Annotated in this window: 16 protein-coding genes; 14 read left to right on the forward strand and 2 right to left on the reverse strand. The window is 37.4% G+C overall.

Going from position 1 to position 14,418, the window contains the following annotated elements; genetic code table 11:
- Window positions 1-128 precede the first annotated feature (128 nt).
- The gene (locus AC4NPH_RS02500; protein ID WP_098314958.1) at window positions 129-629 is read left to right on the forward strand and encodes a metallophosphoesterase family protein; all 501 of its coding nucleotides are present in this window, start codon (window positions 129-131) and stop codon (window positions 627-629) included.
- A gap of 29 nt (window positions 630-658) precedes the next feature.
- Here AC4NPH_RS02500 and AC4NPH_RS02505 read toward each other — a convergent pair whose 3' ends face one another.
- Window positions 659-883 carry a hypothetical protein gene (locus tag AC4NPH_RS02505; protein WP_014459961.1) on the reverse strand — a complete coding sequence of 75 codons (225 nt, stop codon included), beginning with the start codon at window positions 881-883 and terminating at the stop codon, window positions 659-661.
- A 149-nt stretch (window positions 884-1,032) separates the two neighbouring features.
- Between AC4NPH_RS02505 and AC4NPH_RS02510 the strand changes: the two genes are divergently transcribed.
- The 11 genes from AC4NPH_RS02510 to AC4NPH_RS02560 all read left to right on the forward strand — a co-directional run bounded on the left by AC4NPH_RS02510 (window position 1,033) and on the right by AC4NPH_RS02560 (window position 10,906).
- Entirely contained in the window at window positions 1,033-3,015 is a 1,983-nt protein-coding gene (locus AC4NPH_RS02510; protein WP_057273229.1) for a methyl-accepting chemotaxis protein, read from the forward strand.
- 79 nt (window positions 3,016-3,094) lie between these two features.
- Window positions 3,095-3,232 carry a hypothetical protein gene (locus AC4NPH_RS02515; RefSeq protein ID WP_014459963.1) on the forward strand — a complete coding sequence of 46 codons (138 nt, stop codon included), beginning with the start codon at window positions 3,095-3,097 and terminating at the stop codon, window positions 3,230-3,232.
- A gap of 197 nt (window positions 3,233-3,429) precedes the next feature.
- A complete protein-coding gene (locus AC4NPH_RS02520) occupies window positions 3,430-4,866 on the forward strand; it encodes an FAD-binding oxidoreductase (RefSeq protein ID WP_061859808.1) in 1,437 nt (478 codons plus the stop codon).
- Entirely contained in the window at window positions 4,863-5,426 is a 564-nt protein-coding gene (locus tag AC4NPH_RS02525; protein WP_013057173.1) for an MFS transporter, read from the forward strand. The genes AC4NPH_RS02520 and AC4NPH_RS02525 overlap by 4 nt, the downstream gene beginning before the upstream one ends.
- Window positions 5,427-5,527: 101 nt before the next feature.
- A complete protein-coding gene (locus AC4NPH_RS02530) occupies window positions 5,528-5,719 on the forward strand; it encodes a hypothetical protein (RefSeq protein ID WP_041816567.1) in 192 nt (63 codons plus the stop codon).
- Window positions 5,720-5,833: 114 nt separating this feature from the next.
- Window positions 5,834-6,025: a hypothetical protein gene (locus tag AC4NPH_RS02535; protein ID WP_013057172.1), complete on the forward strand. Its 192-nt coding sequence runs from the start codon at window positions 5,834-5,836 to the stop codon at window positions 6,023-6,025.
- Window positions 6,026-6,423: 398 nt separating this feature from the next.
- Entirely contained in the window at window positions 6,424-6,768 is a 345-nt protein-coding gene (locus AC4NPH_RS02540) for a Na-translocating system protein MpsC family protein (RefSeq protein WP_013057171.1), read from the forward strand.
- A 188-nt stretch (window positions 6,769-6,956) separates the two neighbouring features.
- Window positions 6,957-7,751 carry a formate/nitrite transporter family protein gene (locus AC4NPH_RS02545; RefSeq protein WP_013057170.1) on the forward strand — a complete coding sequence of 265 codons (795 nt, stop codon included), beginning with the start codon at window positions 6,957-6,959 and terminating at the stop codon, window positions 7,749-7,751.
- A 451-nt stretch (window positions 7,752-8,202) separates the two neighbouring features.
- A complete protein-coding gene (locus tag AC4NPH_RS02550) occupies window positions 8,203-8,385 on the forward strand; it encodes a hypothetical protein (RefSeq protein WP_491938732.1) in 183 nt (60 codons plus the stop codon).
- Window positions 8,386-8,501: 116 nt separating this feature from the next.
- Window positions 8,502-10,463 carry a GTP-binding protein gene (locus AC4NPH_RS02555; protein WP_098196519.1) on the forward strand — a complete coding sequence of 654 codons (1,962 nt, stop codon included), beginning with the start codon at window positions 8,502-8,504 and terminating at the stop codon, window positions 10,461-10,463.
- Window positions 10,464-10,594: 131 nt separating this feature from the next.
- Complete coding sequence (locus AC4NPH_RS02560; RefSeq protein WP_013057166.1) at window positions 10,595-10,906, forward strand: YnaG family membrane protein; 312 nt, start codon at window positions 10,595-10,597, stop codon at window positions 10,904-10,906.
- Window positions 10,907-10,971: 65 nt separating this feature from the next.
- On the opposite strand, the gene AC4NPH_RS02565 is transcribed toward AC4NPH_RS02560, so the two are convergent.
- A complete protein-coding gene (locus AC4NPH_RS02565) occupies window positions 10,972-11,313 on the reverse strand; it encodes an LURP-one-related/scramblase family protein (RefSeq protein WP_240530765.1) in 342 nt (113 codons plus the stop codon).
- A gap of 223 nt (window positions 11,314-11,536) precedes the next feature.
- Here AC4NPH_RS02565 and gad point away from each other — a divergent pair, with 223 nt between their 5' ends.
- Both gad and AC4NPH_RS02575 read left to right on the forward strand, forming a co-directional pair.
- On the forward strand, window positions 11,537-12,940 hold the full coding sequence (gad, locus tag AC4NPH_RS02570; protein WP_098196518.1) for a glutamate decarboxylase: 1,404 nt from the start codon (window positions 11,537-11,539) through the stop codon (window positions 12,938-12,940).
- A 215-nt stretch (window positions 12,941-13,155) separates the two neighbouring features.
- Window positions 13,156-14,166, forward strand: coding sequence for a hypothetical protein (locus AC4NPH_RS02575; protein WP_098196517.1), 1,011 nt, complete (start codon window positions 13,156-13,158; stop codon window positions 14,164-14,166).
- The last annotated feature ends 252 nt before the right edge of the window (window positions 14,167-14,418 follow it).

Raw genomic sequence — 14,418 nt, forward strand, 5'->3', positions numbered from 1 at the left:
TGTAACGTATTTTCGCAAACTTAAACGAAAAAGAGAAATTTTTTGCCTGACGCTCCGTATAGAGTTGCTTCATTCCAACGTAATACGCTACACTACACCATATTGAATGAAAAAGGAGCGTATCATAAATGAAGATTGTTATTTTAGGTGACACTCATATTCCAAAAAGAGCGAAACATTTTCCGAAAAGACTCCTAACCGAACTGAAAACAGCTGATGCTATTATTCATACTGGAGACTTTCAAACGATAGATGTATACAATGACCTGCGTGTGTTTGCTCCTGTACACGGGGTAATTGGAAATGTAGACAGTGAAGAGCTTCAGCAAGTACTTCCATCTTCATTACTTCTTCCGTTCGACGACGTTACGATTGGTGTAACCCACGGTCATGGCAAAGGAAAAACGACTGAAAAACGTGCGCTTTTGGCATTTGAACATGAACAAGTTGACGCAATAATTTTCGGTCACTCTCACATTCCTGTTCATAAGCAAATTGGTGATATTACGTTGTTTAATCCAGGTTCCGCTACTGACAAGCGGCGTAAAAAGCAATTTTCGTTTGGACTGCTGTACATACAAAAAAACACGCTGCATTTTGAACATGTTTTTTATGATTCTAAGGACTAAAACAAGAGAGGGCTCTTGTTTTAGCATTTTTACGTTGTATGGTCTAAATGAGCAATATATTCGTGAAGCTTATTTTCTTCGTAATCATTTAAGTCATGCATCGGAATAACCTGCTGAGTTTGAGGATCCGTCCCTCTTACTTCTGCAATTTTTACTCCTTCTTTATAGATATTAAAAATATCTTTTTCTTCCCCGCGCTGAACCTTTTCTGTTTCAAACATTGAAAAAGACTTGCTGTTTTTACTTTCTTCCATTAAAATCACCTACTTTTTTTATCGTACTCTTATCTTTTCACACCCATTGTTAATTATGTATACACTCGATGACTAAAGGAATATGAAGTCTTGCCGATAGAAAGAAAGTGCACGATCACTTTTAACTACGGAGAGAGAGGCTACATAGCATGGAGAGAGTAAGAAAAAAAAGGTCCCTTAATAACTTTAAGACAAAGCTGGTGCTAGCATTTGCAGCGATCTTATTAGTGCCATCTGTTACGATAGGTGTATCAGCTTACATAACGGCGAAACATGAAATTGAAAACCAAATTATTAACACAGCACAGCAAAATGTACAGTCCATTAATTCAGTGATTGACGATACCATTGGACCAAAAATTCATGATGTAGAGTTTTTTGCATCAGTGGTAAACAACGAGCGCTACAATGAAAAAGATATGGCTACTTTAAGCAAAGATTTTAACTTATATGCTTCGCTTCATCCAGAAGCCGTCAGCATTTTTACAGGAAATCAGCACGGGAAGTTTATTCAATCGCCTAAAAAAGTGATACAAGCAGGCTATGATCCCAGAAAACGAGATTGGTACAAGCTAGCCATGCAAAACAAAGGAAAAACAGTTGTCACTGAACCTTATCCATCAGCCTCTACAGGTCAGACCGTTATTACTGTAGCAAAAACAACGGCGGATGGCACAGGGGTTATTGCTTTAAATTTAGATATAAGCCGCATCAATAAAGCTGTCAGCAAAGTAAAAATCGGAGAAAAAGGATATCCATTTCTTTTGGATGGAGAAAGAAAATATATTGTTCACCCTACGGAAAAAGCAGGTACAAAAGCGACAGATTCTCTTTTTGACAAGCTTTATGCAAAGAGCTCCGGGTCTTTTGATTATACCTTTAACGGGGATGAAAAAAAGATGGTCTTTACTACAAATAAAACAACAAGCTGGAAAGTTGCAGGCACTATGTACTCATCAGAAGTTAGTGAAGCAGCACAGCCTATCTTTTACAAAACACTATTTATTATTGTAGCTTGTCTGATAATCGGGAGTCTTACCATTTTTGCGGTGTTGCAATCGATTATTAAACCGCTCAAACAGCTTAAGAATCAGGCTCTGAGCGTTAGTGAAGGAGATCTAACAACAGCGATTATCGTCAATTCAAAGGATGAAATCGGCGAGTTAGGGTATGCTTTTAGTCAGATGCAAAACAATCTTCGCACATTAATTCAAAATGTTGAAATGAGTGCAGAACAAGTGGCTGCTTCTTCAGAAGAGCTAACGGCCAGCTCACAGCAAACGAGCGCTGCGACTGAACAAGTATCGGTTGCGATACAAGAAGTGGCTTCTAGCGCGGAAAAACAAACGGCTGTTATTGACCAAAATGCAGCTTCTTTAGATGAGATTGTCCAAGGAGTTTCTACCATTGCCAAGCGTACAGAAATTGTTTCTCAGCTATCAAATCACACAACGTCTGAAGCTGTAGAAGGCGGAAAAGCCGTGAGAGAAACGGTCGAACAAATGGAATCCATTTCTCAATCCGTCGAGCTGTCTAATACAACGATTCGTACTTTGTTTCAACGTTCAAAAGAAGTTGGAACCATTTTAGAAGTAATCAGCGGCATTGCTGCTCAAACAAATTTACTAGCCTTAAATGCTGCAATCGAAGCGGCACGAGCTGGAGAACATGGAAAAGGGTTTTCCGTTGTAGCAGCGGAAGTGAGAAAGCTGGCAGAACAATCACAAGTGTCCGCGTCTCAAATTTCTGAGCTTATTCAAGCGATTCAACAAGATACTCAGGAATCTGTACATACAATGGAGCAAGTTACAAACAAAGTTGAAGAAGGACGAACAATATCACAAACGGCTATTCAAAAATTCGAACAAATTCTAAGCAGCATGAATGAAACGACTCCGCAAGTAGAAGAAGTTGCTGCGACTGCTCAGCAAATTTCAGCAGCGGTTGAAGAAGTGGCCCGTACAGCGGGTGAAATGGCGATCCTTGCTAAAGGAAATGCAGCTACATCTGAAGAAGTGGCTGCATCAACTGAAGAACAGCTGGCTTCAATGGAGGAAATTGCTGTTTCCGCACAATCTCTGTCTCAAATGGCAGAACAATTAACAGCGCTCATTAGCAAATTTAATTTGTAAACTTTCGTCAAATCGTCATAGACCTCTTTTATATTGGAAAAAGTAGAACATACACACATGAAAGAGGTGACAGTATCTGATGGAGCAAACAAAAATGACCTTTGAGCCAGCTTCAATTAACGATGATATGCATGCGAAGCTTAAACAGCTAGAAGAGCAGTTTCAACAAACGTTAGGAAAAAGAGTAGCTTTAGTTGCATACGAAGCTGAAAAATAAAGAAACAAAAAAAGAAAAGACCCAGTGTCTTTTCTTTTTTTGTTTCAATAAGGTTAACATACATTAAATTACAAATTTTTTCATATACTTTCTCAAAATAAGTTGTAAATTAGTGTAAAATTACACTTTTATAGTGTTATTTCACTTTTTATATGGTATAATTTCACAGAAATAAAGAAAGGAGCTTACAGTTTAGAATGAAGAAAAACGTGTTGTTAGGAACTTTTTTATCTTTTTATCTAGTAGGTTCATATGCCTCCTATCATATTTATAAACAGCAGCAAAGCCACCCTGTAACGGGGGATGTTGCTCGGCTTCTTCCTACAAAAGTCAAAGAAATAAAGCATGGAACAACTGAAAAACAGCTGAAAGATTGGGTGAAAACCGCTTCACAGCATCATGAAAAAATAGCGATTGCAGGCATGCAGCACAGCCAAGGAGGGCAGACGTACTATCCGAATGCTATTATATTTGATATGAAGCAGTACAATAAAATTATAGATTACAAGCCACGTCAAAAAGAAATTACGGTTCAAAGCGGGACAACGTGGAATGATATTCAGCAATATATACATAAAGACGGTCTTGCTCTTCAAGTTATGCAATCACAAAATATTTTTACCGTTGGAGGTTCTATTAGCGTGAACGTACACGGCAGAGATATTCGATACGGTTCTTTAATGGATACGGTAAAATCTATGCGTCTCCTGCAGGCGGACGGATCTATTATCGAAATTAGCCGGAAGAAACACCCTGAGCTGTTTTCTTTAGTAAACGGAGGATACGGGTTATTTGGAGTCATTTTAGATGTGACGCTTCGTTTGACAGACGATGAATGGTATGAAGATGAAGTTATTCGCTTAGATTATAGGCAGTATACAGCTTATTTTAAAAACTACGTACAGCATAATCCTGACGTTCGTATGCATATGGCGCGTATTTCTGTTTCTCCTAATCAATTACTAACAGATATGTACGTCACAAACTACCGTTTATCTTCTCAAAATACTTCTACTGCAAACGAACCGCTCAAAACAGAAAAAATAGTGGCACTTCCTAAATTTATGCTAGGGCTGTCTCGGTACAGTGACTGGGGAAAAGATATGTTGTGGGAAACACAAAAGGCTTATTTCTTAAGACAAAATGGACGGCCTGAAACAAGAAATAATGTTATGCGTTCTGAAAGTGATTTTATGGAATACGAAAGTGCTAGCCGAGCGGAAGTTTTACAGGAATACTTCGTTCCGGTTGATGAATTTGCTTCTTACATCGATGATTTACGCGAAGTGTTATCAACAGAGAAATTAAATTTATTGAACATTACCGTTCGCTATGTAGAGAAAGACAATAAAGCAGTCATGTCTTATGCAAAAGACGACATGTTTGCTCTCGTTTTACTTATTAACCAGAAAAAAGACCATCAAGGCATCTCTGATACACAAAGGGTTGTCAGAAAAATGGTAGATGTTACGCTTCAGCATCAAGGAAGCTATTATTTGCCTTACTACGGCTACCCAAGCAAGAAGCAGTTAGAAGAGGCTTACCCTCATACCACCGCCTTTTTTAATTTAAAAAGAAAATATGATCGGAACGAAACGTTCGTTAATTTATTTTATAAGGAGTATGGAAAATGACGTACAAACAACTCTTACACTCACAAAGCCTGATGATTACCGCAAGCAGTATTGTTTTTCCTTTTTACCTTTTACTGCTTCGAAATCTTGGCGATAGTTATTCACAATTTGGCTTAGCTTACGGAATTTTCGCTTTAACCGCAGCTTTGAGTCACCCTTTAATCGGTTCATGGAGTGACAGAGTAGGAGAAAAGCGCTTGCTTCTTTTATATACGTTTGGGATGGCGGTTGTTATGCTTGTGATTCCCGTTCTAACAACTATCACGCAGGTGTATATCATTCAAGTTATAATGGGGCTACTTGGAGCTCTTCAAAAAACAGCAGAAAAAATAGCGTTATCTAGGCAGATAGATCGTGCTCATACGGGAAAACAAGTAGGACACTATCATTTATGGACCTCTATATGGGCAGCTTTAGCCGTAATTGCAACAGGGTATATCATTGATTTTCTTACAATCGGCAGCCTTTTTTACATCACTTCGTTTATGTATGTAGCGGCAGGGGTATTAATATGGCAAAAACCAAAAACAATCGAGCTTGAACGCCACCATTCGCTATAAAAGCATATATGGACAGGTCACTTGGATTTTTTAGTTCGTATTATAAGATACTATAAAAAATTTATGTTCTCCCGATATAAGTACTGAAAGGAGAAACGTTTATGCAAGGTATAAGTATATCAGGGCAAGATGCATGGTCTTCTATTATAGTATCGTTCGCTATTTTCATCATTATATGGGGTCTGATTCCAGGCTTAACTATAAAGTATGTATGTAAAAGTCAAACACTAGGTATAGCAAGTTTTTTTATTGGTATTGCCTATGGGGTTAAAGCGGGTCATTTCCTTATTTAAATACGGTTTGGCGTAAGTAAGCTTGGACCACTATTAGCTAAGTGGTAATCCCTTTTGTTTCCTGTTATTTTTTTAGAGCAATTCTCTATAATAACAGTTAAAGAGGTGAATCCGATGACAGATAACAATGTTGGGTTTGGAGTTAGCGGAGGCGAAGAGACTAGAAAAAAGTCTACTGTTTCTAGTGAAGCTCCTATATCTAATGATGGACAACAAAACCAAAAACAAGATAACTACGAAAAGCTTAGCCATCAACTAAATTCATTATCTGATGATGAATTTAGAGCAGATCGTGATGAAGATTAAGGGTTACCTATCAAAAAAGAATATTTAAATTAAATAAAGTATTATGAAAGTAAACTAATTGGATTCCATGACTTTAACATGATAGCATTAACTACTGGTACAAACATACCACTTGACTATTTTGACATGCTATTTTGTCAAAGTTCTTAGTTATTTCTTTGATAACTGAGAATCCATTTGTAACCTTTAAGTAGAGATATAAAGGTAATCCTTCACTTTAATAAGTGAAGGATTACCTTTATCATTTCGTAATGGTTTTGCGATTGTTTGGATTAACGGGGATAAAACAGATACATTGTATACAATGTAAACGTCGTCATGTATAATGTAACTTATTCTTAGTTGAAAACTTGAATGAGCAGGATAGACATACTCGAGATAAGCGGGGGCATACACCAGTGTCTAAGAAAATACATGATTTTAATGATATTATCCGAAAACTGCGCAAAAAACTTTTTGGAAAAGGTCCAGAACGAATTCATACTGTATTTGTTCAAAATATGGCTATTTCAACTTTGTACGGCAACTTAACGCCAGCTGAACAATTTATCGCGAGAACAACCGAAGGTAAAGAGACGGTACATATGGCAAGAACAAAGCTTATTCAAAACCTGTACGCTTCATCTCCTCCAGAGGGGCTTGAAGACTTGTTAGGAGCTAAGCTGGAGTACTTATTTTCTGATATCAAAGTAGAAGAAGATATCGCTGTTTCTGTGTTTGTGTTTGAAACCAATATTCAGTAGAACAACGTAAAATACATAATTTAATTAAATGAAAGAGAAGTAGGATCTGCTTGTTTTTTATTTGATTTTATTATAGATAATGATGACTGATATACTGTAAAGAAAGTGCAGGATTATTAGGCGGCATTCAAAAACCTTGTGTAAAAGGTGTTTTTGAGTGCTGCCTTTTTTAGTTAAGGAGGAGTTTTATGGCATTTCACAAGCCGGATAAAATGTTAAACATCGCTTTAGAAGCAGGGATTTCAAAAACGAAGCTATCCCTTTCTTCCATTCTCATGCTTGGGTTTTTAGGAGGCGCGTTTATTGCGCTTGGCTTTTTACTAGATGTACGCGTAATTGGTAATTTACCAGCTGAATGGGGAAGTTTATCGAATCTTTTAGGGGGTGCCGTCTTTCCTGTAGGTCTTATGCTGGTTGTACTTGGGGGAGCGGAGCTTATTACAGGGAATATGATGTCTGTTTCCATTGCCCTGTATGCAAGAAAAATTTCACTTCGTCACTTGCTTCATAACTGGTTTTGGGTCACGCTTGCTAACTTTTTAGGTGCCGCATTTATCGCATATTTCTTTGGACATATTGTAGGTTTAACAGAAACAGGGCCTTTTTTAGATAAAACGGTAGCAATTGCTCAAGCTAAAATTGATGAATCGTTTTTTAAAACGCTTATTTCCGCTGTGGGCTGCAACTGGCTTGTATGTTTAGCTATTTGGCTTTCATACGGTGCTGAAGATGTTACGGGGAAAATTCTTGGTATTTGGTTTCCTATTATGGCATTTGTTGCGATTGGCTTTCAGCACGTTGTAGCCAATATGTTTATTATTCCCGCTGCTATTTTTGCAGGTCACTTTACTTGGTTTGATTTTATGACAAATATTGTCCCTACCTTTATTGGAAATATGATAGGTGGAGCTGTATTTGTAGGTCTTATTTATTTTTCTTCTTATCAACAAAAACAAAAAGAACAATTAAAAAAAGCTTCTTAAGCGGTTTTATCAGTTGTCATTAAAAAAAAGCAGTCTCTTAGTAAAGAGGCTGCTTTTTTGATAGTGAAAGGTGAAAAAATGTATTTTTAACAATTTTTAACAATTTATGTATGATAACATATAAATCAATTAAGGTTGGGTAAACGTTCGAATTCGTTTTTTTATTTTCATAATAATATTATGGTTAACTAGATGATAAGGAATACATGCATAAGGGAGAGAAAGAAAGATTGAATATTGGTATAGGGTTAATTCTACTATCTGTCGCACTACTATTTCTTATATCAGGAATGTTTTTACGCAAGAAGAGAAAAAAGGTATGTAGCAACAGTTTGTTAATCGCAGGAACATTGATTTTATCAGCAAGTCTATTATTACTTACTGGTTTATATGATCCATACGCAAATCATATTTAATAACTTACTAACGGAGAGTGAAGAAATTGAAGTTCATGTTTGCTGTTTTATTGATTATATTTGGCAGCATTTTAGTTGGGTTGACTAGTAACAGTCTAGGCGCGACAGGTAATAACATCATGTATTTAGCTGGAATTGGGTGCCTTATAGCAGCTATTTTTATAGCAAAAGGCAAAAAAGATACCAAAAGCCGTACAAAAAAGGAATGCGGTGTTTAATCACGCATTCTTTTTTGATGTAAGCAGCTCTAATTCTTTGTCGCCCACTTTTTCTTACGATTATTATAAAATAGAGAGTAACAGCTATACATACAGCAGTAAGGTGGTATTTAACAATGAAACAATCTAATAAAACAATCGGCATTGCAGCGCATGTGGATGCAGGGAAGACTACGTTTTCCGAGCAGCTTCTTTATCATACAAAAAGTATTAAACAGCGAGGAAGAGTTGACCACAAAGACTCCTTTCTTGATACCCATGCGATTGAAAAAGAACGAGGAATTACGGTATTTGCCGATCAAGGAACTTTTTCATATAACGGTTCTACTTACTATTTAATTGATACGCCGGGCCACGTCGATTTTTCACCTGAAATGGAACGTTCTATTCAAGTGATGGACTATGCCATTGTTATCTTAAGTGCAGTAGAAGGAGTCGAAGGCCATACAGAAACAGTTTGGCAGCTGCTTCAAAAACATCGTGTGCCCGTATTCTTTTTCATCAATAAAATCGATCGTGTAGGAGCAGATCCTGAACGTGTTATAAATGATATTAAACACAACTTAACTCCCGATGTTTTTGACATAACGTCAGAGCTTCTAGATGGCTCGTTAAGTGAGGAACTTATTGAATTTATAGCTGAAAAAGATGAAGAGCTTCTAGATGCATTTATGGAAGGTAAGAATGATCAAGCTTATTGGAGAGCGGCTATGCAAAAGCTTATTCAAGGCAATCAGCTTTTCCCGTGTGCGAGTGGTTCAGCTTTACAAGACATGGGTATTAAAGAATTTTTAGAGAAGGTTGATTTGTTAACAGAAACTCGCTACTCGAAGGAAGAAGCATTTTCAGGGCGTGTATATAAAATTCGGCACGATGAAAACGGCATGCGTATCACGTTTATCAAAGCTCTTAGCGGGACACTGCAGGTGCGTGATGAAGTGGCTTATGAAAAAAACGGAGAGCTATACGAAGAAAAAATTACTCAAATTCGCGCTTATAACGGAAGCACATTTAAAAACGTTAATGAAGGTTCAGCCGGCGAACTTTTTGCAGTTACAGGATTGTCTTCAGCATCGATTGGAGACGGTCTTGGAACGTTAAAAGAAAGCCGGTCCTACGAACTTTTGCCTACGTTAAAATCAAAAGTTGTTTTTGAGCCTTCTGTTCATCCAAAAGAAGGAATTAAACTTTTTCGATTATTAGATGCTGAAGACCCTTCTTTACATGTGACGTGGGAAGAAAGGACTCAAGAACTTCATATTCATGTGATGGGAGCAATTCAGCTTGAAGTTCTCGAAAAACTGATAAAAGAACGTTTTAATATAAACGTACAGTTTGAAGAACCAGAAATTTTGTACAAAGAATCCATTCAAAATACAGTGATGGGCTACGGGCATTTTGAACCGTTGAAACACTATGCAGAAGTTCATTTGAAAATAGAAGCAGCGGAACGAAACAACGGAATTACTTTTGAAAATGCTTGTCACGCCGACGATTTGTCCGTTGGGTATCAAAATCTAGTCCGTCAGCATATATTTGAAAAGCCGCATCACGGTTTGCTGACAGGTTCGCCTATTACTGATATAAAAGTGACGTTGTGTACCGGACGAGCTCATAACAAGCATACAAGCGGAGGAGATTTTAGAGAAGCAACGTACCGAGCATTACGACAAGGGTTAGAAAAAGCCAAAAACATTGTGCTGGAACCGTATTATGACTTTAAAATTAAAGTAGATATTGATCAAATGGGAAGAGTATTAGCTGATGTTCAAAGCGCACACGGTCGCTTTGATTCTCCTGTAACAACCGAAAACAAAGCGATTATTACAGGAAAAGTTCCTGTTGCTACTTTTATGACCTACGGTTCGACGCTAGCATCTTTTACGCATGGAAAAGGAGCGATGTCTCTATTATTCGGAGGGTATGAACGCTGTCATAATGAAGAAGAAGTTATTGAACGAATCCGCTACAACAAAGAGGCGGATCCCGAATACAGTTCATCCTCCGTCTTTTGCGCCAAAGGACAGGGCTATACGGTTCCTTGGAAAGAAGCAGAGGAAAAAATGCACTGTTTATAAAAAGCACTGTAGCAATCGCTACAGTGCTTTTTCGTAATGGTCTTTCATTAGTTATTTTCTTCATATCTTTACAATAAAAACCACATTATAGTATGGTTTACTTATATTTCTAAAAAAGAGGTGATAGAAACGTGGATGCCACTGTTAAAACAACTAAAAGTGGGATAATAGGTGGGATTCTTGGAGGGATTTCACTTTTATATGTCATTATTAATACTTTATTGATCCTTAACTTTTTTACAGGACTTATTGCGGCTGAAAAGCTTCAAGGACTGCCTATTATCGCACCTATCTTTTTAGTTCCGCTCATGATTGTTCCTGCAATTATTGGTTTCTTTATAAAAAAAGACAAGCTCTGTCTATGGGCGATTATTTTAAATATCATCTTGTTTCTTGTACCAATTAGCTACCCTGTCATCGGTACATTAGTATTTGGCCCTTAATTAAAAAATGAACAAACTTTATATTGAAGTTTGTTCGTTTTTTAATATCATATAACCACTAACCACTATTGAGCCGGAGCAGTAGCTGTACTGCTGTTTTCGTCTTTCACCATCATCCTTACGCCTTGTACAACCGCAATTCCTTCCCACTTATCAAGATCAGGTTCGAGAAATTCTAAAGCAAACGTGTGGGGACGTAATGACAGAAAAGAAGAGAGTTTGCGGACTTGAATGATAGGAACGCCGGAACGCAAAACGTCGAATTTGCGATCTGTTATATTCCCCGTAATTTCATATGTATCGCCATCGTTTCTGATATAAAGATACTTCTTTTTAAAAAAAGTGAATTTCCGTTGAATCATGCCAACTTCATTTCCTTGATGATCAGAAATAATCAGCTTTGGCATGAGGGTAAACATTTAGAATATATTACCATATTTTTTACCCTTTGAGTTGTGCCAAGCAGATTTTTATGAGTATCACTAAATAAAGGTCACCCTTATGTGCTGCGGATAATGAAAAGAATGAAAATAGGTTTCAAAGCTCATAATGTGTAAAGGAGACCTGCTTGTTATAACACCAGGTGAACGTAAAGCAATTTGTTAGATATACATAAGGAGATGATACTTTATGCCTCAATGGCACCCACATCGTGAACAAAAAAATTTACCTGATGAATTTCCTGTTAATCCGCTTTTTTCTCGACAAGGAGAAGTGACGATTCCAAGACTGCGTATCGGTGATCAAGGTATGCTTCCGGAAACGGCTTATCAAATCATTCATGACGAAATTGCTTTAGACGGAAATGCCCGCTTGAATTTAGCTACGTTTGTTACTACGTGGATGGAGCCTGATGCAAAGCGTTTGTACGGAGAATCTTTTGATAAAAATATGATCGATAAAGATGAGTATCCGCAGACAGCGGCTATTGAAGAGAGATGTGTACGTATTTTAGCGGATTTGTGGAATTCACCTAATCCTGATACCACGATGGGCGTTTCTACTACAGGTTCATCTGAAGCATGTATGCTTGGTGGACTAGCGTTAAAAAGACGCTGGCAGAAACTGCGTAAAAGTAAAGGGCTATCAACGGACCGCCCCAATATTGTATTTAGTTCATCGGTTCAAGTGGTATGGGAGAAGTTCGCAAACTATTGGGACGTAGAGCCTCGTTATGTGAACATTAATCCAGATCATCCTTATTTAGATGCAGAAGGCGTGATTAATGCGGTTGACGAAAATACAATTGGCGTCGTACCGATTCTTGGAGTCACGTATACAGGGGGTTACGAACCAATTGCTGCTATCGCAAAAGCATTGGATGAGTTACAGGAAAAGACAGGATTAGATATTCCTATCCACGTAGACGCTGCTTCTGGAGGTTTTATCGCTCCGTTTCTTCAACCAGACCTTATCTGGGATTTCCGCTTGCCGCGAGTAAAGTCCATTAACGTATCGGGACACAAGTACGGTTTAGTCTACCCTGGTTTAGGGTGGGTGATTTGGAGAGAAAAAGAAGACTTACCTGAAGATCTTATTTTCCGCGTTTCTTATTTAGGGGGCAACATGCCAACTTTTGCGCTCAACTTCTCTAGACCAGGAGCACAAGTTCTTTTGCAGTATTACAATTTCTTGCGTTTAGGTAAAGATGGCTATTATGCCGTGCAAAAAACCTCCCAAGAAAACGCGCTGTTTCTCAGCAAAGAAATTGGAGAAATGGAAGCATTCGAAATTATCGCCGATGGTTCAGATATCCCAGTGCTTGCTTGGAAGCTAAAAGAAGGATACACGCCAAACTGGACTCTTTATGACTTGTCTAGACAATTACGCACGTATGGATGGCAAGTGCCTGCTTATCCACTCCCAGCAGACATGGAAGAAATCACAATCATGCGCATTGTTGTTAGAAATGGGTTTTCAAGAGACCTTGCTCATTTATTTATGGTTAATTTCAAACAAGCCGTTGAATTTCTTAACTCGTTGGATAGACCTGTTCTTAAAGACACGAAATACGACAATGGATTTCATCATTAACATCTGTTACGAAAACACAAAGCCGTGTTCTGAAAAAAGTATATGGCTTTGTGTTTTTTTATGCATAAAAAGATAATTTTTTCAAAAAATTCCATAAACAACACAAGAAAATATTCTTATATTTTCTTAATTTTGGTATAATAACCCCTAAGGTTTTGTGGTTCTTTAGAATTATGTAAAACCTAAAAAAAGATAAAAAAAGGGGATAATAGTCTATGAAAATGTTGAAAGTTGCTTTTGGTATTCCATTATTAGCTATATTGCTAGCAGCCTGTAGCGATGAGTCCAGTGAAACGGTATCGCAAAAAGAAGAGACTACAGAGAAATCAACAGCGGTTCATACTAAAGAAAATGGCAATAAAACGGCTGTAAAAGAATCATCGCCGAATACATTACAAACAAAAGCATCCACAATTAAAAAAGCTGTTAATTCTAAAGAAGCTGATCGTGATTACTTATTAAACGTAATGAATGGTTATCAGTACATCCAAGTAGGTGACAATCAATATATTTACTATGGCATTAATCAAGAGCAAAATGTTTTTTGTATGATGGAAGTTAATTTTGACGCGATTGGTGATTATGTAGAAAACATCAATTTTGTTGATAATGCTTCAGAAGAACAAATTGCTTTGCTTCAAAATCAAATACAAGAACAACAAAAGCAATTATCTGACCTTGAACAGCAGCAAATGGAAAAGGAATTAGATGATTACTATGCACAGCTAGAAGAAGACCGACAAAAAGAAGAAGAGGCGCAGGCCAAAGCGGATGCAGAAGCTGAAGCTCAGGCAGAAGCAGATCGTAAAGCGGAGGAAGAACGTTTAGCAGAAGAAGAAAAGAAACAGCAGGAGGAAGAGGAAGCTCAGGCAAAAGCGAACGAGGAAGAAGCTCAGGCTGATTCAGAAGATGAGGCCCAAACGGAATCAGAACCAGAGCAAGAAGAAGATACAGAAGCAATTGAGGAAGAGGAAACAGCCGAACAAACAGTTTCCCAAGAACAAGCTATCCAGCTGGTTCGTGATCAGCAAGGCATATCTGAAGATTCACCTCTCCTTGTAGCATATGATCACGTTGACGACTCAGGAAACTATATTATCCATGTTTATGAAAATGTTGTTGATAATGAAGAAACAGGAGAAGGGCATACAGCTACACAAGGGTGGTATCAAGTAAGTCCTAGTGATGGGTCAATTACTGATGTTACGTTAGACGGTTACCAATAAAATAAGCTGTTTATTAAACATAAAAAGAGCGATACAAAACCTCAAAAGTAGCTATTATATATACTTTTGGGATTTTAATTCCTGTTGACTATAAATTGTAATAAAATGGATTTTTTCAAAAATTAAAACGTAGTAACTAACGTATAGAAAAGTTTTTTCTCTATCTTTCAAAAGAACAAAAAATGTTAGATACTGACACTCTTAAATACAACCGATATATGATTTATCTATGCTTCATTTTATAGTTCATTT

This window comes from Priestia sp. MDV22-iso46, assembly GCF_058629175.1.